Here is a 20,965-nt window from a genome sequence, read left to right on the forward strand (position 1 = left end):
CACTTGTCAACATTTTATTTGTATAATTCTGGACGTCGATCCGCAAAAACTGGAATTCCTTTGCGTACTTCTTTAATTTTCTCGAATGTAAGCTCTCCAAATAGAATTGCTTCTTCTTCATTTGCTTCTACAACAACTTCGCCCCAAGGATCGACAATTAAAGAATGGCCAGCAAACTCATTATTTGGATCCTTCCCTGCCCTATTACATGCTACAACATAACACTGGTTTTCAACTGCTCTTGCTTGTAATAGCAAACGCCAATGTGCTAAACGAACTAATGGCCATTCAGCTACAACAAATAAAACTTTTGCACCTTTAGCAGTATGAACGCGCATCCACTCCGGAAAACGAATATCATAGCAAATTGTGCCAGCGCACTCTACATCATCTAACTTAAATTCACCAGTACGATTTCCAGCGATTAAATATTTATGTTCATCCATAAGCTGAAATAAATGCACTTTACTATATTCATGGACTAGTTCTCCTTTATTCGTTACAACATACATTGTATTTGTAACACCTTGCTCCGTTTGCTTTGCTATAGAACCACCAACAATATGTACACCATATTGTTTCGACCATTCTATCAACTTTTCTTTCGTTTCCAATCCATCCCTATCTGCAATTTCAGAGAGTCTCGTTAAATCATAACCTGTTGTCCATAGTTCTGGTAAGACGATAACATCTGGTCTTTCCTTCATCGCTTCGCTTATTTTATTTTTAGCATTCTCAATATTTTTTTCTACATCTCCAAAGACAATATCCATCTGAATACATGCGACTTTCATTTTTTCAGCCCCATTCTCATTTTTTTCTTTACAAAATACTGGAAAGATTATATCATTTGTCACTAGAATTGTAACAACTTTCAAAAGAGGTGGAAAGTATGAAATCATTTCAACCTTCTGAGATAGTAACATCATTGCCAACACAATTTTTCGCTTCACTTGTTGCAAAAGTTAACAAAGTCGTTGCAGCTGGTCACGATGTTATTAATCTAGGTCAAGGTAATCCAGATCAACCAACACCGCAGCATATCGTAAAAGCTTTGCAAGATGCTGCTGAAAAGACCATTCATCATAAATATCCGCCATTTCGCGGACACGAAAGCTTAAAAGAAGCTGTAGCAACATTCTATCAACGTGAATACGGCGTAGAATTAAATTCGAAAACTGAAGTTGCTATTTTGTTTGGTGGAAAGGCTGGATTAGTAGAATTACCAGTTTGCTTTACAAACCCTGGTGATACGATTCTCGTTCCCGATCCAGGTTATCCAGATTATTTATCAGGTGTCGCTTTAGCAAAAGCAAAATTTGAAACAATGCCACTTATTGCAGAAAATAACTTTTTACCAGATTATGCAAAAATTGATGATTCTATTGCCGAGCGTGCAAAATTAATGTTTTTAAACTATCCAAATAATCCTACAGGTGCTACTGCATCAAAAGATTTTTTTGATGAAACAATTCATTTTGCCAATAAACACAATATATTAGTTATTCATGATTTTGCTTATGGTGCTATAGGATTCGACGGTCAAAAGCCAGTTAGTTTCTTACAAGCAGACGGTGCCAAAGATACAGGAATAGAAATTTACACATTATCGAAAACTTTTAATATGGCTGGCTGGCGCATCGCTTTTGCTGTAGGGAATGAAAGTGTCATTGAAACCATTAACTTATTACAAGATCATATGTATGTTAGCATCTTCGGTGCAGTTCAAGATGCCGCCCGCGAAGCACTATTAAGTTCACAGTCTTGCGTAATAGACCTTGTAAATAGTTACGAAGCTCGACGAAACGCTCTTATTTCAGCTTGTCACTCAATTGGTTGGAATGTAAACATTCCAACAGGATCATTCTTTGCATGGCTTCCTGTTCCAAAAGGATATACTTCTGAGCAATTTTCTAATATTTTACTAGAAAAAGCACATGTCGCAGTTGCTCCTGGTGTTGGATTTGGTGAGCATGGCGAAGGGTATGTCCGTGTTGGTCTCTTACATACAGAAGATAGGTTAAGAGAAGCCATTCATCGAATTGATAAATTAAATTTTTTCAAAAAGTAATTGACAACATGAAAAATATCTGACAAAATTCAGTTATCTTAAAAATTTAAACATTTCTAAATACTTCTTATCAAGAGCAGGTGGAGGGACGAGCCCGACGAAACCCGGCAACCGATCTACAATTGTAGACACGGTGCTAATTCTCGCAGCATTACGCTGACAGATAAGGAGCTGGTTGTAAAAAAACCTCTCCTTAGCTGAGAGGTTTTTTTATTTAACTAGGAGGTTATAACAATGAGCGGAATTATAGCGACATATTTAATCCATGATGATTCACATAACTTAGAAAAAAAAGCTGAGCAAATTGCACTCGGTTTAACAATTGGCTCTTGGACTCATTTGCCACATTTATTGCAAGAACAATTAAAGCAGCATAAAGGCAACGTCATTCATGTTGAGGAATTAGCTGCACATGAACATACCAATTCGTATTTACGTAAAAAAGTGAAACGCGGAATTATTAAAATCGAATATCCGTTATTAAATTTCAGTCCAGATTTACCAGCAATTTTAACGACTACATTTGGAAAGCTATCACTTGATGGCGAAGTAAAATTAATTGACTTAACTTTTTCAGACGAATTAAAAAAACAGTTTCCTGGTCCAAAATTCGGGATAGATGGTATTCGAAATCTTTTACAAGTACATGATCGTCCCCTTTTAATGAGTATTTTTAAAGGAATGATTGGACGAAATATTGGGTATTTAAAAACGCAATTACGCGATCAAGCAATTGGTGGTGTAGATATCGTAAAAGATGATGAGATATTATTCGAAAATGCATTAACACCACTTACAAAACGCATCGTATCTGGAAAAGAAGTTTTACAATCCGTATATGAAACGTACGGACATAAAACGTTATATGCCGTAAATTTAACAGGACGAACTTTTGATTTAAAAGAAAATGCGAAACGTGCAGTGCAAGCTGGAGCTGATATTCTATTATTTAACGTATTCTCTTACGGACTAGATGTACTACAATCACTTGCAGAAGATGATGAAATCCCGCTTCCTATTATGGCACACCCTGCTGTAAGTGGTGCTTATTCCGCATCCAAGTTATATGGAGTTTCATCTCCATTATTACTCGGAAAGCTACTCCGTTATGCTGGGGCTGACTTTTCATTATTCCCATCTCCATACGGAAGTGTTGCGCTAGAAAAAGAGGAAGCTCTTGCTATCTCAAAATATTTAACTGAAGGCGATTCATTTTTCAAGAAGAGCTTTTCTGTTCCGTCTGCTGGTATTCACCCTGGTTTCGTTCCCTTTATTGTACGAGATTTCGGTAAAGATGTTGTTATTAATGCTGGTGGCGGAATACATGGACATCCAAATGGGGCGCAGGGCGGCGGTAAAGCTTTCCGTGCTGCAATTGATGCTACTTTGCAAAATAAACCACTCCATGAAGTAGATGACATAAATTTGCATAGCGCACTACAAATATGGGGAAATCCCTCTCATGAGGTGAAATTATGAGTATTCAAGTATTTTGTGATTTCGATGGCACGATTACAAATAATGATAACATTATGTCCATTATGGAAAAATTTGCACCACCAGAAGCTGAAGAAGTAAAGAATAGAATTTTATCACAAGAGCTATCTATTCAAGAAGGTGTTTCTCAATTATTTCAATTCATACCTACTAATCTGCACGATGAAATTATTCAATTTTTAATAGAGACTGCTGAAATCCGTAATGGTTTTCATGAATTTATACAATTTGTAAATAAAAATAATATTTCCTTTTATGTTATATCAGGTGGAATGGATTTCTTCGTCTATCCACTCTTACAAGGACTCATTCCGAAAGAGCAAATTTACTGTAATGAAACAGATTTTTCAAATGAATACATTACGGTGAATTGGCCTCATCCTTGTGATCATCATTGTCAAAATCATTGCGGATTATGTAAATCATCACTCATCCGTAAATTAAGTAATACAAATGACTTCCATATTGTAATCGGAGATTCAATTACTGATTTACAAGCTGCGAAACAAGCGGATAAAGTGTTCGCTCGTGACTTCCTTATTACAAAATGTGAAGAAAATCATATTTCTTATACACCATTTGAATCGTTTCACGATATTCAAAACGAATTAAAACATTTGTTGGAGGTGAAATTATGAAACAACTTTTTCGTCAATGGTATGACTTAAGCGAGATAAAAAAAGAATTAACAACACGAAATTGGTTTCCAGCAACGAGTGGTAATATTTCTATAAAGGTTAGTCATGAACCACTCACTTTTCTCATTACAGCAAGTGGTAAAGATAAAACAAAAACGACTCCAGATGATTTTCTATTAGTAGATCATCTAGGGGTTCCCGTATTAGAAACTGAATTACGTCCTTCAGCAGAAACAATCTTGCATACACATATTTATAACAATACGAATGCTGGATGCGTCCTTCATGTTCATACAACCGATAATAATGTTATCACAAATTTATATAGTGATGCAGTCACACTTCAAAATCAAGAAATTATTAAAGCTCTCGATATTTGGGAAGAAGGTGCAACAATAAACATTCCTATTATCGAAAACCATGCCCATATCCCAACGCTTGGAGAAAACTTCCGCAAGCATATACAAGGAGATTCGGGGGCAGTATTAATCCGTAACCATGGTATTACCGTATGGGGCCGAGATAGCTTTGATGCAAAGAAAAGATTAGAAGCTTATGAGTTTTTATTCCAATTTCATATAAAACTATTATCAATTCAAGGAGGCGTTTCTAATGGCGCAAATTCGTATTCATGAAATAAATACTCGCATTGAAAATGAAGTGGAAGTATCAAAATTTCTACAAGAGGAAGGCGTTTTATATGAGAAATGGAATATTTCCAAACTTCCTACTCATTTAAAAGAAAATTACTCATTAACAGATGAAAACAAAGCTGAAATATTAGCTGTGTTTTCAAAAGAAATTGCTGATGTTTCATCACGCCGAGGTTATAAAGCACATGATGTAATTTCACTTTCAAATAGCACACCTAACCTTGACGAACTATTAATTAATTTCCAAAAAGAACACCATCATACTGATGATGAAGTTCGCTTTATTGTTAGTGGTCATGGCATCTTTGCCATTGAAGGAAAAGATGGGACATTCTTTGACGTTGAACTTGAGCCAGGCGATCTCATATCTGTTCCTGAAAATGCAAGACATTATTTTACCTTGCAAGATGATCGTCAAGTTGTAGCTATTCGTATTTTTGTTACAACTGAAGGCTGGGTTCCAATCTATTAAGGTAGTTAGTTGAATAAAAGGCCTTGGACCCCCTTTTCCAACCTTTTATTCACTCTACATATATACATCCTCCTATGGAACAGGCTTATTTCATTTTGAAATAAGCCTGATTTTTTATGGTTCTAACCGTATTATTCCTTCTTTTCAGTACAATCTCTCCCTTCAATTTTTCAAGTATATTTATTAATACTTTTTGAACATTTATTGAACTTTTTCTGAAAATTCTGTTTTATATATGATATACTACAATTAACTAAGAAGGAAAAGAAAATCGCAAACAGAGGGGGAGAATCATGAGTTTACTTATCGCACTTATACTAGGGGTTACGTGTGGAGCACTTCCTATTATTCTAGGAGCTATTATGGAAGAGTTAGAAGTTGGTGTTTTAGGTTTTGTTGCATCTTGTGTAAGCGCTTTACTTTTTGGTTTATTCGGTGCTATTCCTGTTTCAATTCTCTGTGCATTTTATATAGTACGCCATGCTCGTACAAAACAATTTGGTCCTAATCACATCGCGCAAGTGATTCCATTCCCAATCGAACGATGCCGCCGGGCTTCTAGCTTATAATTACAAAATTAAAAATAAAAGTCCTCAAATGAGGACTTTTATTTATTTTCTTCTAGAAATTGAAACAATTCTTGTAGATGCAAAGCGTCTTCACTATAGCTAACAGATACATGATATATACCATCAATCTCCGCTTCCATGTAAAGGTCAACTCCATCTCGATCATATTTCAATGCCAAATAAAATTCCATTTCTTCTAGCATCTTTTTTGAAGTTCGAATAACGTAATGCCCTTTCTCATCTCTTCCATATTCGAAATTCGGTTCAAAATCATATTTTTGTTTAAAAGCTTCTTTTTGTTTTTCATTAATTTGTATACATGTTGCTCTTTGTACAGTATCAATCATCTCATCAAATTTTTGAAGATCCATCTCATTTACCCCCTTACGTATTTTTTGTATAACACTTGTGTTCCGCTATTTTCTTCCCCATCTTTTATTAGCTCTTCATACAATTCCTTCGCCAAACTTAAACCTGGTACTTGTAATTGTAATCTTTCAGCCTCATCTAACGCGATCTTCATATCTTTCATAAAATGCTTTACATAAAAACCTGGTTCAAAATCTCCCTTTAACATTCGAGGAGCTAAATTACTTAATGACCAGCTACCTGCTGCTCCCGTTGAAATACTCTCCAATACTTTATCAGGATCTAATCCAGCCTTTTTCGCATAAGCAACAGCTTCACATACTCCAATCATGTTGGAAGCAATCGCAATTTGATTGCACATTTTTGTATGTTGTCCACTTCCAGCAGGCCCTTGCAACTGAATATTTGTTCCTAGTTTTTCAAATAACGGTAAACATCTATCATATATTTCTTTCTCTCCACCGACCATAATTGCGAGTCTTGCTTCTTTCGCACCAACGTCTCCTCCAGATACAGGTGCATCTAACGTATATACATTCTTACTTTTACCAGTTTCATTAATACGTTTTGCCAATGTTGGTGTAGATGTCGTGAAATCAATTGCGATTGTGCCTTCATTTGCATTCTCCAAAATTCCATCTATCCCAAAGTACACTTCTTCTACATCATGTGGATACCCAACCATAGTCATTACAACATCAACTTGCTTTACTAACTCTTTCGGTGTATCACACCAATTTGCACCATCTTGCACTAAAGAGTCTGTTTTCGATTTTGTTCTATTATATACATATACTGTATGACCGTCTTGCATTAAATGACGCACCATACTTTTTCCCATTACACCAATACCAATGAAACCAATTGATACATTTTTATGTTTCATTTTCTCATCCCCTTTGTTCTAATAAATCACTTACCATCTTTCGGAAATCTTTATTAAAGTCATCATCCATACTATTTTTCACGTTTGAAAATAAAATAACAAAAGTCCCTTTTTCTTTATTAAAATTATTGAAAGTATTCCACCCAGATAGTACACCATGGTTATGAAAATAATCCGGATATATGTAAAAACTAAATGCATATTTTCGTTCTGTTGAAGGTGAAAACATCGCTTGTATACTTTGTTCAGAAAGAAGTTTCCCATTTATAATTGCTTCGTCTAATTTCTTCATATCTCCAACTGTCGTATACATCTCACCACAACCATATAGCCAATCCATGCCTACCTTCTGCGCTGGTACAAGCTCTTGATTTTTTTTCACATAACCCTTTGTGAAATTTTTATCTCCAGGTACCATATTTCCCATACCAGATTCATGCATATCTGCTTTTATAAATATATTTTCTTTTATGTAATCTCCTAAAGGTTTTTTCGATATATGTTCTATTATATAGGCAAGCACCATATAATTATAATCTGTATATCTCCAACCTGTTCCTGCAGGAAATTCTAAATTTTGACGTCCAATCCAATTCATTAACTGTAAACGGGAGGCAGCATTAACATTGCCTTTTGCGTGTTCAGGTAAACCAGAGGTATGCGTTAATAAATGATATAACGTAATATTTTTATTCTCCGGAAATGAAGGAATATATTTATTTACATTATCTTGAATATTTAGCTTCCCTTGATCCTGCAGTTGTAAAATAGATGTAGCCACAACTGTTTTCGTAATAGAACCGATACGATATTTTGTGTGAGGCGTATTTTCTATTTTATTTTGAACATCAGCATACCCATATCCTTTATTCAATATAACATGCTCTTTATCTGTTACCAAAACTGTTCCATTGAATTGCTTTCCGACTAAATATTGATCTAATTTTTGAGATATGCTAGCATAATCAATTTGCTTTTCTTTTTTTTCTTCTTCTATATTCTCTTGTACTTCTGATTCAACAGCAGGATTCACCTTAGTTGTTAATTCTTTACTTTCCTTTATATTAGGATTATAGAGAAAATAGTATACTCCTCCACAAACTACAGCACATATTGAAACTATCATCATTATTTTTTTCATCATATTGTTCCTCCATAATTCCTTCGTTCAAAATCCCCCCTACACTCTATTATCAAGTAATAAAAAAAAATCGCAACAATTTGTTGCGAAAAATCACTTTTTTTCTTTTCTATATACACACACTTGATTTTTCCCATTTTTTTTCGCTTCATATAATGCAATATCCGCTCGTTGCATTAATTCTTCTCTTGTAATCCCTTTTTCATATAATGCAACTCCAAAGCTCGCTGTTAATTTCGAAATTCCTGAGAATTGCTTTGTTTCAATGAAAAATCGTAATGATTCCGCAACTTGAAATGCTTCTTTTTCTACCGTATTCGTTACTAAAATAATAAATTCTTCTCCTCCCCACCTAGCAAATACATGTTGCTGCTCCACTTTAGATTTCATGAGCTCTGCAAGCTCAATTAATGCTAAGTCACCAAAATCATGGCCATACGTGTCATTTACTGCTTTAAAATTATCTATATCAAATAAAATAAGTGCTATGTTTTCATTATTACGCATCGCATTATCCCATTCTGCCTCGAGTATTTGTTGGAATTTCAAACGATTATAAATCTCTGTTAACGAATCTATCATAGCAAGTCTTTCTTGTTCTTGATAGATTTCATCTAATTCGGTAATCTCTGTACACTTCACAATAAATCTTGATAAATCTTCTGGCAATGGTGTCGCACGCAATAAAAAAGTTGATACTTCCCCTTCATAGTTGGACATCTTAATTCTTCTATCATATGATAATGTATCATCTAACCATGTTATATCATGAGTTGTTGAATAGTATCCATTTTCTCTAATAAGATGTTCAGCAAATACTAAATGTTGCTCACGATACGCAAACAAATTTTCATATCCGAAAAACTCTAAAAAATTTGTATTACAATCAACAATCTCATCGTCTTCTACTATAAATAATAGATCATTTCGAAAATCAAACATCGTTTGAAGTAGTTCTTGTTGCAAACTTACTTGCCGCACTAAAGAAAGCTGATATAAACTTTTATTTACTTCCTCTAACACCATTTGTGGAGTCACAGGGGCTATCACAATATTACGTATTCCTAACGTAAGCACCTCTGCAAACTCGCTTGTTATTTGTTGATCCCAAATGACAATAAATGTACTCTGTGGATTATACATATTCTTTATATATTTTATTTGAGAAAAATCTGTTACATACATAATTACAATATGTGGTTTAGTCCTCTGAAATAATACTTCGCCTTCTTCAAAACTATTTGCTATAAACATACATTTTGGATGGATATTTTCTATCGTTTGTTGATGCGTGCATCCATTTTCTATATAAAGGACATTTAACTGAAGATCTTGTAATACATTTTGGAAAACCGTATTTTCTAATAAAAAATGTAGTATGTTCATCACTAGTCTTCACTCACTTCATATATCTTGTTCTACAGAATTCCTCACAAACATTTTATAAAAAACTGTTCTCTAAAAACTTTAATGAGTGAGGGATACATGTTAACAAGCTAATTGAGAATGTTCTCTTCATTTTTCACTCTATAAATTCCTTTTTTAGTGTATGATTATAGGAATTGTATCGTTTGTATGAATGCCCTAGCTTCCGCTTTAAAACTTGACAATTAAAATAAAGATATTATATTCTTAAATTCGATAACTTACAAAATGTAAGTAGAATATATTACATTTGTTTTTTTCATAATTTGATATGTAATTTGGAGGATATATAATGACAAACGAAAACTTTTTTAATGTTCTATATGAACGCACATCTACACGTGCATTCAACCCAGAGAAAGAAATTTCATCTACAGAGTTACACGAGATTTTAAAGGGAGCTGCTCAAGCACCTTCTGCTTGGAACTTACAGCACTGGAAATTCCTCGTATTCCAAGGTGAAGATGTACAGAAACGATTACATCCAATTGCTTATAACCAACAACAAATTCTTGATGCTTCTGCTGTAGTCGCTATTTTAGGTGATTTAGAAGCTTATAAAAATGTTGAACAAGTTTATGGTCCAATTGTAGAACAAGGATTTATGAAAGAAGAAGCAAAAGAGCGCTTAGCTAAAAATATTGAGTCTGCATATGCACGTGAGCAATTCCCAAGAGATGCAGCCTTTTCAAATGCATCTTTAGCAGCAATGCAACTTATGCTTGCAGCTAAAGCAACTGGCTGGGATACTTGTGCGATTGGTGGTTTCAACCCACAAGCACTTACAGAAGAATTCAATGTTTCATCTCGCTACGTACCAATTATGCTTATTACAATTGGTGAATCAACTTTAAAAGGCCACCCTGCACCACGAATGAGCGTAGAACAAGTGAGTGAATGGGCAAAATAATAAAGTGAAACTTGAATCAATGTGAGGGTCTTACTGCCCTTTCATACGAATAAAAAAGAAACGAAGGTAATTTCATTACCTTCGTTTCTTTTTTATTCTGTCACACATCCGTAATACTAAAATGTATGATTCGACATCCGCACATAAAAACAGTAAATTTCATGCTATTCGCATACACATAAATGACGTTTCGTGTCGAATTTTGTTAAAGTATCGAAATATAACCGTGTGTTTTTGTTACAATTATGATACAATGATAACAAATAGATAACAAGAGAGGGATTTTCATTGAGTTCATACGGAAGCTTTATTGCACTTTTATGTTACATAGTAACTGTACTGCTTCTATATTTTATTGGCGATGCTGCAAACATTTCAGTTTTACAATTCCCAAAAGAAGAAGCATTCCACTTAGAATCAGAAAAACATACTGCACGATCCATTGTACCGCTACTGTTAGCTCTTCCTGTATATATCATCGTTTTATATAAAAGCAAAAAAGTGTAAAGGCTACCTATTTCATTCATTTCGGTGGTCTTTACACTTTTTTGTGATATCTATCCTATTTTAAACATCATTCCGTAATAAACACCCAGCTAGTCTTTTAAAATGAGAAATTCCCCTAGAAAAAATTCCACTCTCTGTCCAGTCACTCACTACCGAACTTACATAGATTATAAGTGTGAAGGGGGTGATGAGGATTATGTTTGGATCATTTGGATGCTGTGATAACTTTAGAGACTGTCATCATCATGAAAGAGAGTGCAGACATCATGAGAAAGAGAAAGAGAGAGAAGTAGTTAGACCACAACAACCAGCTGTATGTAACGTACTTGCTAATATTTCAGTTGGAACAGAGCTTTCTCTTTTAAGCATTAGAGGTAATGGCACTTTCAACAATGTAATTTTTGAAGGTTTCGCTAACGGTGTTGCTCTTTTCTCTGCTTTAGCTCGTAATAACAAAGACAACAAAGATAACAATAAAGACGATAAGAACAATCAAAACCGTAATACTTTTACTGGTATTTTACGTGTATGCCCAACTGATATCGTTGCTATCGCTATCTAATTCTGTTCCTTATCCTCTATAGTAAAAAAATAAGATTTACTTTTCTCATAGAAAAAACCTGAGACCGATTTCAAATCGACTCAGGTTTTTTTATTGATTATATGCTTTTAACGAGTTCAACAACTTCTTCAGCAGTTGACATCATTAATGCTTTTTCTGCTAATGTTTCCATTTCTGCTTTTGACAACTTGCTTAGTTGTGTTCTTGCAGGAAGAATAGATGTTGCACTCATACTGAACTCATCTAAACCTAATCCTAATAATAATGGGATAGCAAGTGAATCGCCCGCCATCTCACCACACATACCAGCCCATTTGCCTTCTTTATGAGCAGCATCGATAACCATTTTTACAAGACGTAAAATAGATGGGTTATATGGTTGGTATAAGTAAGATACTTGTTCGTTCATACGGTCTGCAGCCATTGTGTATTGAATTAAGTCGTTTGTTCCGATAGAGAAGAAATCAACTTCTTTTGCGAATTGATCTGCTAATACTGCTGAAGCTGGAATTTCAACCATCATACCAACTTCAATAGAATTAGAAACAGTTGTACCCGCTTCTACAAGTTTTGCTTTTTCTTCTAATAAGATTGCTTTCGCTTGACGGAACTCATCAAGAGTTGCAATCATTGGGAACATAATTTTTAAGTTACCATATACGCTAGCACGAAGTAATGCACGAAGTTGTGTACGGAACACATCTTGCTCATCAAGACATAAGCGAATTGCACGGTATCCTAAGAATGGGTTCATTTCTTTTGGTAAATGTAAGTATGGAAGCTCTTTATCTCCACCGATGTCAAGTGTACGAACAACAACAGGTTGACCTTCTTTTACACCTTCAAGAACTGCTTTATATGCTTCGAACTGCTCTTCTTCTGTTGGAAGATTGTCACGGCCCATGTATAAGAATTCTGTACGGTATAAACCAACGCCTTCTCCGCCATTATCGATAATACCTTGTACATCATTTGGTGTTCCGATATTTGCAACAAGCTCAACGTGATGTCCATCACTTGTTACAGTAGCTTGGTCTTTTAATTTTGCCCATTCAGCTTTTTGCTCTTCAAATTTCGCTTTCTTTTCTTCAAACGAGCGAAGAGTTTCTTCTGATGGATTAACAATTACTTCTCCATCTAAACCATCGATGATTACGATATCGCCATTTTGGATTTTCTCCATAACAAATTTCGTACCAACAACAGCTGGAATTTCCATAGAGCGAGCCATAATCGCAGAGTGAGATGTACGTCCACCGATATCAGTTGTAAAACCTTTTGCATACTTACGGTTTAACTGAGCCGTATCAGATGGTGTTAAATCTTCAGCAATAATGATTACTTCTTCAGAAATTGTACCAGGATTTGAGAAGTTAATGCCTAGTAAATGTGCAAGAACACGTTTTGTTACGTCACGAATGTCCGCAGCACGTTCCTTCATATATTCGTTATCCATGTTTTCAAACATAGAAATAAACATTGATGCAACTTCATCCATTGCAAATTCAGCATTTACTTTTTCACTATTTACTTTATCTTTTACTGGGTTTACTAGTTCTGGATCATTTAACACTAATAAATGTGCTTCAAAGATCGCAGCTTTGTCAGCACCTAGCTCAGCAAAAGCGTGGTCCTTAATAGCTTCTAATTCAGTTTTTGCTTTCTCAAGCGCAGCTTCTAAGCGTGCAATTTCTGCAGCTTCGTTTGTAATTGATTTCTTTTCGATGTTAAATTCAGGATTTTCAAGTCTGAAAGCCTTTGCAATAGCAATCCCACTTGATGCAGCGATCCCTTGAATGTTAAGAGTCATTATTCTCCTAATCCTTCGTTTTTCATAGTTTCTTCGATAGCTGCTAGTGCTTGAGCTGCATCATCACCATTTGCAGTGATTTTAATTTCCGCGCCTTGTTGAATACCTAAAGACATAACGCCCATGATTGATTTTAAGTTAACGTTCTTTCCGTTATACTCTAAGTTAATGTCAGAACCAAATTTGCTTGCAGTGTTTACAAGTAGAGTTGCTGGACGAGCATGAATTCCTGAGTCGCTAGTTACTTTAAAGATTTTTTCCATGATAATTTATCTCCTTTAAATTACAGTATTTTTTAGTTGTATAGACGTGAGTACTACATCATCTATTGTATATAATAGGCGATGTTCGGTCAACCACATCGCCTATTATAATTATAAACATTTTGCGTCAAATTCCTACTGAATGTCAATAATAGCGTTTTCGCCCTTCTTAACATTTCCATCTTTTTTCAATTCGACTTGTTGCCCTTGTTGTAAATTCGTAAATACAATTGGTGTAATGATAGATGGTGCATTTTCTTTTACAAATGCAAGATCTACTTTTAATAATGGTTGTCCTTGTTTCACTTTGTCACCTTGTGCTACAAGTGCTTCAAAACCTTCACCATTTAATTTTACAGTATCAATACCGAAGTGGATTAAAATTTCTTTTCCACCTTCAGATTGAATACCAATTGCATGCTTTGTAGGGAATACGTTGACAATTTCACCGTTAACTGGAGAAACTACTGTTCCTTCTGTTGGCTCAATTGCAAATCCATCTCCCATCATTTTTCCTGAAAATACTTGATCCGGCACTTCTGTAATTGGTAGGATTTTCCCTTCAATTGGTGAAACGATTGTTTCGTTTTCATCAACTTTTTGAGGAGCTTCTTCTACTTTTACAGGCTCTTCTTTTTCAACATGAGGTGTACGACCTGACATAATATCATGAATTTGTGATTTTAATGTGTCAGATTTCGGTCCAAAAATAGCTTGAATGTTATTTCCAACTTCAAGTACACCAGCTGCTCCAAGTTCTTTCAAGCGATCTTTATTTACATTCTTTTGTTCGTTAACTTGAACACGTAAACGAGTAATACAAGCGTCTAAAGAAGCAATGTTTTCTTTACCACCAAGTGCTACTAATACTTCACGAGGAAGTTCACCAGCTTCTGCTTTTCCTGCACCTTCATTCGAATTTGCAACTTCACGACCAGGTGTTTTTAAATCCCATTTACGGATTGCAAATCGGAATCCGAAGTAGTAAATAACCGCTAGTACAAGACCAACAATAATTACCCACCACCATGCCGTACGGCCTGGTAGTACACCGAATAATAGGAAGTCGATTAAACCACCAGAGAATGTCATACCAATTTTAACACCTAAAATTTGCATTGTCATAAATGATAGACCAGCGAATACAGCGTGAATTCCGAATAATACTGGTGCTACGAATAAGAATGAAAATTCAAGTGGCTCTGTAATACCTGTTAAGAAAGATGTTAATGCAGCAGAACCTAAAATACCAGCTGCTAATTTTTTGTTTTCTGGACGTGCTTCATGGTACATTGCTAAAGCTGCTGCTGGAAGACCGAACATCATGAACGGATACTTACCAGTTGTAAATGTACCTGCTGTTAATTCTACACCGTCTTTTAACTGTGCCATAAAGATTTTTTGGTCACCACGAATTAATTCGCCAGCCGCATTTGTATACTGACCGAATTCGAACCAGAACGGTGAATAGAAAATGTGATGTAATCCAAATGGAATTAATGAACGTTCAATTAAACCGAAAATAAATGCTGCTAACGTTCTATTTGCATCAATCATTTGATGTGAGAACGTGTTTAAGCCACCTTGAATGTATGGCCAAACGAAGCACATGATAATACCTACTATTAAAGAGAATGTTGCAGTTGCGATCGGTACGAAACGCTTACCTGCAAAGAAACCTAAGTATGATGGTAATTCAATGTTGAAGTATTTATTATAGCAATATGCCGCTACTATCCCGACGATAATACCACCAAACACTCCAGTTTGTAGCGTTGGAATTCCTAATACGTTTGCATACGCTGGATCTGCAAATCCAATTTTTACTGGGTCTGCTCCAGAACTTGTTACTTTCACTAGCTTGTCTACTTCTAAGAACACACTCATCGTTTTGTTCATAATTAAGTAGCCAACGAATGCTGCTAAACCAGCTACTCCGTCTCCACCAGCTAAGCCAATTGCTACCCCAACTGCGAATAGTAATGCAAGGTTAGCGAAAATAATATCACCAGATTGTTCCATAATTTTTGCTACCATTACGAACCAATCTGCTTTTAAAGCAGGAATAACATTTGTTAACTGTGGATTTTGAAATGCATTACCAAATCCAAGTAAAATACCTGCTGCCGGTAAAATCGCTACTGGAAGCATAAGCGCTTTTCCGACTTTTTGAAGAACACCAAAGATCTTCTTAAACATGGAAACCCTTCCTCTCTTATCTATATTGATACCTTCCGACAAACGCCAAAAAGGCATGAGGAAAAAAAGATAGAACGATAGCTATACAAAGGGTAGTATATCCCTTTCTCTAGCTTACATTCCTTACTTTTCTCCACTCATGCCTGATCGAATCAGTAACACGTGTCAAAAATAGGTTTACGTATAAGTTCACTATAATTAAGGCAAACGTTTTCGTTTTATACCTTAATGTGTTTGTCGAAATTTGTATAACTTTGCAATAGTTATTATACATAACTATTGTAAGCGATTCAATGATTTTTTTTAACGTTTTCATTTTCGACAAAAATATATGTCTTTTTACACATGCTCTGCCTTCACTAAGCGCTGCAGGTGCATCGTTAAATATATACTCTCTGCTTCATAAACAGGAAGTTGCAATTCTTTTTGCATAACCTTAACTAGCTTCCAAGCTAAATTATAACAAACAGGATATTCCGCCTTTAATAAATCAGCAAAACTTTGCGATTCCTCTACTTTTTCTCCTTTTTTCACCCTCTCAATAGCATATTGAAGATGACGAATAAGGCGTAAATAGTGAATACTTTCTTGGTCTAATGTAATTTGTAAGTTCGTCTCAATTAAAGATACAAGCTGTGCAATGAGACGGGAGTTTTGATTAACTGAAGATAAATCTGAATTTGTAAGTGAACTGTAAATATGGAGTGCAATAAATCCAATTTCTCCTTCTGGCAATGTAATTTGCAAACGAGAATTTAAAAGGTTTACAACACCTTCAGCAATTTTATATTCCTCTGGATAGAGCATTTTCGTTTCAACTAAAAAAGGATTATCAATTGTAAACCCTTGTTTTAAACGCTTAATCGCAAAAGAAATATGATCTGTTAAAGCGATATGAATATGTTCATTCAATGGCGATTTTGCTTTTTCTTGAATATAGAACATAATATCATTCATTAATTCAATTAATTTTTCACTCACATGTGGAACTAGCAGTTTGTATTGTTCACGATCACGTTCATTTTTTAGAACAAACATTTTTTCAATTTGTTCTTGCTCCAATACATCTTTCGCTTTTTTCCCAAATCCAATTCCTTTACCAATCACTACTACTTCCTCATGTTCAGGATGGCTAGCAATGATGACATTATTATTTAAAACTTTTTTAATTTCTAGATAATTACTCATATAACACCACCCTCGTACTTAAATAGCCTGCTTTTATGTTACAGAACATTCTTCTTTGTCGTCAATGTAAAACATCTACCATTTCATAAAAATTCATTTTTTAGACATGTTTATATATGATGCGTATAATGTAAGAGCAACTGTACATAGAAAGGAGATAGCAACATGATTAAAATGTTTGTAAGTGATATCGACGGTACAATGATGCAACACGGAGGTTTAATTGACGAACAGGATATTGTAGCACTTCGTAGTCTTGCTGAACAAAATGTGATTCTTTGTTTCGCTTCTGGCCGACTTGATAATGAAATTGCAGACTTAATGAAAGCTGTAAATACAAATTTCCACCGCATTAGTGTTAATGGTGTTTTTGTATATACAAATGAAAATAAGCAGCTATTATCTGCAACTTTTGATTCCAGCATTCTTCCTGAGTTGTTACACATGACGAATGAAGATCCTTATTTCCGTTATGTTAGTGATGAACATAATTACTACATTGAAGAAAAAACACCGTTTATTCATGAACTTGAGCAACAAGTAACGATGACTTCTGTCGAAGAACCAAATTTATTACAGAAAATAGATGATACAATTTTCCCGAATAAAATTTCTGTCGGTGGAACAAAGGAGAGCTTACAACTTCTTCAGAAAAAAATTGATGAAAAATTTCATGGAAAAGTTAGTACGTTCATTTCAGCAGAACAATGCTTAGATGTAATGCCACCTAATATTAGTAAAGGTTCTGCTATTTCTGTTTTATTAAAGGAGTTTCAATTACAACCAGAGGAAGTTGCTTGCATAGGAGATTCTTATAATGATATTCCAATGTTTGCTTTAACTCCTCACAGTTTTGCTATGGCTCAAGCAGATGACGCAGTAAAAGAACACGCTCACTATGTAGTAAATACAGTTAAAGATGCTGTTAACCACGTAATTGCTCATAATAAAAATACGACTCACTCCTTGTAAGGATGAGTCGTATTTTTTCTTTACATGTTAAACAATTTGACATTTACTGTACTTCACAAACTGAAATATATTATTTGTTACGTGCGATGTTTGTAATAAACTTATAACGATCTCCACGATAAATACATTTCACATACTCTAACGGTACTTCACCTTCTGAATATGACCATTGACGCATGACAAGCACTGGCGCCTTTTTAGGAATATGCAGATGTTCCGCTTCATTATCCGTTGCAATTGAAGCTTCAATTGATTGAGTAGCGCTAACAAGTTTGAAGCCCAGTTTTTTCTCTAAATGTTCATATAAAGATTGTTGCAATATTTCTTCGTTAATATCTTTTACAAGAGCTGGCGACAAATATGTCGTCTCAAAAGCAATCGGTTCATCGTCAGCTAAGCGAATACGCCTCACTTCATAAACCGACTCTCCCTCCTGTATTCTCAGCCGGTCTGCTATTTTCGCAGTAGCTGGAACGAGGCGGAAACTTAATAATTGGCTACTTGGGTTCATCCCACGAGAAATCATATCTTCTGTGAATCCTGTCATTCCTTGCAATTTTTGTTCCACTTTCGGAAGTTGGACAAACGTACCGATTCCACGTTTCCGATATAAATAACCTTGTTCCACTAAATTATTAATCGCCTGTCTGATTGTCATACGACTCACTTCGAACTTATCGCAAAGTTCATTCTCAGATGGGATTTTATCTCCCGGCTTCCATTCGCCGTCCTCAATTAGCTGTTTCACCCACTCTTGAATCTGATAATAGATCGGAAATGGTGAATACTTGTCGATGTTCATCAGCAATCGCCTCACTGCATAAAGATAGAGCTTCTTGATCAGCGATTACGGTTACATTCGGATGACGTTGTAAAACTGTAGCAGGACACGCTTCACTATATGCACCTTGCAATAATTCTTTAACAGCTTCTGCCTTTTTAGAACCCATAGCAACAAGTAGAATTTGTTTCGCTTTCATAATGCTTCCAATTCCCATTGTAATTGCATGAGTTGGCACATCTTCTTCTTTTTCGAAGAAGCGAAGGTTTGCTTGGCGTGTAGATTCTGTTAATTCAACAATGTTTGTTGGAGAATTAAACGGTGTTCCTGGTTCGTTAAATCCGATGTGACCGTTTTCACCGATTCCAAGAATCTGTAGGTCAACTGGGTTAGCAGCTAGAATGCCCTCGTAACGTTTGCACTCTTCCTCTAAATCACTTGCCATCCCGTTTGGTACATAAGTTTGTTTAAATGGAAGATGATCAAACAACTGTTCTTGCATGAAATAGTGATAGCTGTTTTTATCTTCATGTGGTAAATTTACGTACTCATCTAAGTTTACAGTGGTTACACGGCTTGTATCAAGTTTATTTTTTCGCATTTCTGCATAAATACCTAATGGAGAGCTTCCTGTAGCCATTCCTAATGTTGGATTTTCTTTTGTTTTTACAACTTCTTCAATTAATTTATAACCTGCTTCTGCTAGTTCTTCTGGAGTTTTTACAACAAGAATATTCATTTCATTACTTCCCTTCCTTCATATGAATTCCTAAACGAACCGTATCATATACATGTAAATCTTCATTCATCACAACAAAGTCTGCATCTTTTCCTACCGCTAATGCACCTTTATTATTTAATCCAAACTCTTCTGCTTGGTTCACTGATGTCATTAGTACTGCTTCTTCGATTGAACAACCTGTAAATTCAATTACATTTCGGAAAGCTTGATCCATTTTTAGAATACTACCAGCTAACGTTCCATCTTCTAATCGAGCACTACCATCTTTTACATGTACTGGCTGTCCGCCAAGCTCATATAATCCATCTTCAAGACCTTTTGCACGCATTGCGTCAGTAATAACACTTACTTTTTTCGGTCCTTTTAATTTATATGCTAATTTCACCATATCAGGGTGAATGTGAATACCATCTGTAATTACTTCAACCATTACATCTGGATTTAATAACACATGACCAACAACTCCTGGTTCACGGTGATGTAATCCACGCATTTGATTATATAAATGCGTTGCATGTGTAATGTTTCTATTTTTTAGTTGTGCATCAATTGCATCGGTATGTCCCATTGTGCCAACAACACCAGTTTCAGCAAGATACTGCTCAAACTCTAACGCACCTTCTTCTTCAGGTGCATATGTTACTAATTTAATTAAATTTCCGCTTGCTTCCTGCCATTGTTTAAATTGTTCAATATTCGCAGGAACAATATGTTCAAGTGGTTGTGCACCCGCACGTTTCTTTGAAACATACGGTCCTTCTAAGTGAATATATTCGAAATGTGCTCCTTTTTCTTTCGCTTCCTTCGCAGCATGTAGTGCTGCTTCGATTGCTTCTGGAGCTTGTGTCATTGTTGTTGGGAAGTAAGTTGTAACTCCTTCTTTTAACATTTCTTTACCTAGAGTTACTAACCCATCGCTATTTGCATCCATCGCATCAATATCGTATCCACCATGAATATGAACATCAATCATACCTGGAATCACAATTTTTCCTGCCGCATCTAAAACCGCTTCATTTTCTTGTGATACATATTGAGCCATCAAACCAATTTCTTTAATTGTTTCTGCGTAACGAATAAATCCGTTTTCCACTACTTCTTGACCTGTATAAATTTTGGCATTGATGACAACTTGCGTTTTCATTTTCATCGATCCTTTCCCATGAAATACCTACTTGTTATTATTACCTTATTCGCCTAATTCCATCTTAATATATGCACGAGTAGTTGTCTATACATTCTATTGAAATTTCCTCTTTGTTTAACAAAAAGGAAGCTTAGTACGTCTCTCGCAATTATAATATATGTTA

Annotated in this window: 22 protein-coding genes and 1 riboswitch; of the genes, 10 read left to right on the plus strand and 12 right to left on the minus strand. The window is 35.2% G+C overall.

Annotation, left to right across the window (positions count from 1 at the left end; all coding sequences use genetic code 11):
- Positions 1-14: 14 nt before the first annotated feature.
- Positions 15-878, minus strand: coding sequence for a carbon-nitrogen family hydrolase (locus RTP99_RS09350; protein ID WP_029141189.1), 864 nt, complete (start codon positions 876-878; stop codon positions 15-17).
- 14 nt (positions 879-892) lie between these two features.
- On the opposite strand from RTP99_RS09350, the gene RTP99_RS09355 reads away from it, so the two are divergent.
- From RTP99_RS09355 to RTP99_RS09380, 6 genes are all read left to right on the plus strand, one after another.
- Entirely contained in the window at positions 893-2,071 is a 1,179-nt protein-coding gene (locus tag RTP99_RS09355) for a pyridoxal phosphate-dependent aminotransferase (protein WP_000834740.1), read from the plus strand.
- A gap of 64 nt (positions 2,072-2,135) precedes the next feature.
- Positions 2,136-2,241: riboswitch (SAM riboswitch) on the plus strand.
- Positions 2,242-2,305: 64 nt separating this feature from the next.
- Positions 2,306-3,550, plus strand: coding sequence for a 2,3-diketo-5-methylthiopentyl-1-phosphate enolase (gene mtnW / locus RTP99_RS09360; protein ID WP_000014177.1), 1,245 nt, complete (start codon positions 2,306-2,308; stop codon positions 3,548-3,550).
- Positions 3,547-4,206 (plus strand): 2-hydroxy-3-keto-5-methylthiopentenyl-1-phosphate phosphatase, encoded by a 660-nt coding sequence (mtnX, locus tag RTP99_RS09365; protein WP_000027469.1) that lies wholly within the window; start codon positions 3,547-3,549, stop codon positions 4,204-4,206. Before mtnW ends, mtnX begins: the two co-directional genes overlap by 4 nt.
- Positions 4,203-4,841 (plus strand): methylthioribulose 1-phosphate dehydratase, encoded by a 639-nt coding sequence (locus RTP99_RS09370; protein WP_000811331.1) that lies wholly within the window; start codon positions 4,203-4,205, stop codon positions 4,839-4,841. Before mtnX ends, RTP99_RS09370 begins: the two co-directional genes overlap by 4 nt.
- Positions 4,819-5,331, plus strand: coding sequence for a 1,2-dihydroxy-3-keto-5-methylthiopentene dioxygenase (locus RTP99_RS09375; RefSeq protein WP_000057307.1), 513 nt, complete (start codon positions 4,819-4,821; stop codon positions 5,329-5,331). Before RTP99_RS09370 ends, RTP99_RS09375 begins: the two co-directional genes overlap by 23 nt.
- 293 nt (positions 5,332-5,624) lie before the next feature.
- Positions 5,625-5,900, plus strand: a complete 276-nt coding sequence (locus tag RTP99_RS09380) for a hypothetical protein (protein WP_000054670.1) — start codon at positions 5,625-5,627, stop codon at positions 5,898-5,900.
- 38 nt (positions 5,901-5,938) lie between these two features.
- Here RTP99_RS09380 and RTP99_RS09385 read toward each other — a convergent pair whose 3' ends face one another.
- The 4 genes from RTP99_RS09385 to RTP99_RS09400 all read right to left on the minus strand — a co-directional run bounded on the left by RTP99_RS09385 (position 5,939) and on the right by RTP99_RS09400 (position 9,682).
- Complete coding sequence (locus tag RTP99_RS09385; RefSeq protein WP_000365614.1) at positions 5,939-6,271, minus strand: DUF3909 family protein; 333 nt, start codon at positions 6,269-6,271, stop codon at positions 5,939-5,941.
- Between the two features lie 5 nt (positions 6,272-6,276).
- A complete protein-coding gene (locus tag RTP99_RS09390; RefSeq protein ID WP_000681096.1) occupies positions 6,277-7,155 on the minus strand; it encodes an NAD(P)-dependent oxidoreductase in 879 nt (292 codons plus the stop codon).
- A gap of 4 nt (positions 7,156-7,159) precedes the next feature.
- Positions 7,160-8,299 (minus strand): serine hydrolase domain-containing protein, encoded by a 1,140-nt coding sequence (locus RTP99_RS09395; protein ID WP_000976136.1) that lies wholly within the window; start codon positions 8,297-8,299, stop codon positions 7,160-7,162.
- Positions 8,300-8,389: 90 nt separating this feature from the next.
- The gene (locus RTP99_RS09400) at positions 8,390-9,682 is read right to left on the minus strand and encodes a GGDEF domain-containing protein (protein ID WP_001023204.1); all 1,293 of its coding nucleotides are present in this window, start codon (positions 9,680-9,682) and stop codon (positions 8,390-8,392) included.
- 331 nt (positions 9,683-10,013) lie between these two features.
- On the opposite strand from RTP99_RS09400, the gene RTP99_RS09405 reads away from it, so the two are divergent.
- The 3 genes from RTP99_RS09405 (at position 10,014) to RTP99_RS09415 (ending at position 11,700) form a co-directional block, all read left to right on the plus strand.
- Entirely contained in the window at positions 10,014-10,631 is a 618-nt protein-coding gene (locus RTP99_RS09405; RefSeq protein WP_000180605.1) for a nitroreductase family protein, read from the plus strand.
- Positions 10,632-10,919: 288 nt separating this feature from the next.
- A complete protein-coding gene (locus RTP99_RS09410; RefSeq protein ID WP_000100486.1) occupies positions 10,920-11,138 on the plus strand; it encodes a hypothetical protein in 219 nt (72 codons plus the stop codon).
- 196 nt (positions 11,139-11,334) lie between these two features.
- On the plus strand, positions 11,335-11,700 hold the full coding sequence (locus tag RTP99_RS09415; protein ID WP_000468015.1) for a DUF3915 domain-containing protein: 366 nt from the start codon (positions 11,335-11,337) through the stop codon (positions 11,698-11,700).
- 97 nt (positions 11,701-11,797) lie between these two features.
- On the opposite strand, the gene ptsP is transcribed toward RTP99_RS09415, so the two are convergent.
- From ptsP to glcT, 4 genes are all read right to left on the minus strand, one after another.
- Positions 11,798-13,510 carry a phosphoenolpyruvate--protein phosphotransferase gene (gene ptsP, locus RTP99_RS09420; protein ID WP_046648082.1) on the minus strand — a complete coding sequence of 571 codons (1,713 nt, stop codon included), beginning with the start codon at positions 13,508-13,510 and terminating at the stop codon, positions 11,798-11,800.
- The gene (gene ptsH / locus RTP99_RS09425; protein ID WP_000411079.1) at positions 13,510-13,773 is read right to left on the minus strand and encodes a phosphocarrier protein HPr; all 264 of its coding nucleotides are present in this window, start codon (positions 13,771-13,773) and stop codon (positions 13,510-13,512) included. Before ptsH ends, ptsP begins: the two co-directional genes overlap by 1 nt.
- 135 nt (positions 13,774-13,908) lie before the next feature.
- Complete coding sequence (gene ptsG / locus RTP99_RS09430) at positions 13,909-15,972, minus strand: PTS glucose transporter subunit IIABC (protein WP_000473183.1); 2,064 nt, start codon at positions 15,970-15,972, stop codon at positions 13,909-13,911.
- A 339-nt stretch (positions 15,973-16,311) separates the two neighbouring features.
- Positions 16,312-17,160 (minus strand): glucose PTS transporter transcription antiterminator GlcT, encoded by an 849-nt coding sequence (gene glcT, locus RTP99_RS09435; protein ID WP_000073863.1) that lies wholly within the window; start codon positions 17,158-17,160, stop codon positions 16,312-16,314.
- Between the two features lie 165 nt (positions 17,161-17,325).
- Here glcT and RTP99_RS09440 point away from each other — a divergent pair, with 165 nt between their 5' ends.
- The gene (locus RTP99_RS09440; RefSeq protein ID WP_000594235.1) at positions 17,326-18,132 is read left to right on the plus strand and encodes a Cof-type HAD-IIB family hydrolase; all 807 of its coding nucleotides are present in this window, start codon (positions 17,326-17,328) and stop codon (positions 18,130-18,132) included.
- A 70-nt stretch (positions 18,133-18,202) separates the two neighbouring features.
- Here the strand turns inward: RTP99_RS09440 and phnF are convergent, their stop codons facing one another.
- The 3 genes from phnF to nagA are packed head-to-tail and all read right to left on the minus strand — an operon-like array spanning position 18,203 to position 20,799.
- Complete coding sequence (gene phnF, locus RTP99_RS09445) at positions 18,203-18,934, minus strand: phosphonate metabolism transcriptional regulator PhnF (RefSeq protein WP_002194085.1); 732 nt, start codon at positions 18,932-18,934, stop codon at positions 18,203-18,205.
- Complete coding sequence (gene nagB / locus RTP99_RS09450) at positions 18,864-19,652, minus strand: glucosamine-6-phosphate deaminase (RefSeq protein WP_001024206.1); 789 nt, start codon at positions 19,650-19,652, stop codon at positions 18,864-18,866. The genes phnF and nagB overlap by 71 nt, the downstream gene beginning before the upstream one ends.
- 4 nt (positions 19,653-19,656) lie before the next feature.
- Positions 19,657-20,799, minus strand: coding sequence for an N-acetylglucosamine-6-phosphate deacetylase (nagA, locus tag RTP99_RS09455; RefSeq protein WP_011040636.1), 1,143 nt, complete (start codon positions 20,797-20,799; stop codon positions 19,657-19,659).
- Positions 20,800-20,965: the final 166 nt, after the last annotated feature.

Origin of the sequence: Bacillus sp. (in: firmicutes) (assembly GCF_031983925.1) — a bacterium.
GTDB classification, from domain to species: Bacteria; Bacillota; Bacilli; order Bacillales; family Bacillaceae_G; genus Bacillus_A; species Bacillus_A pacificus.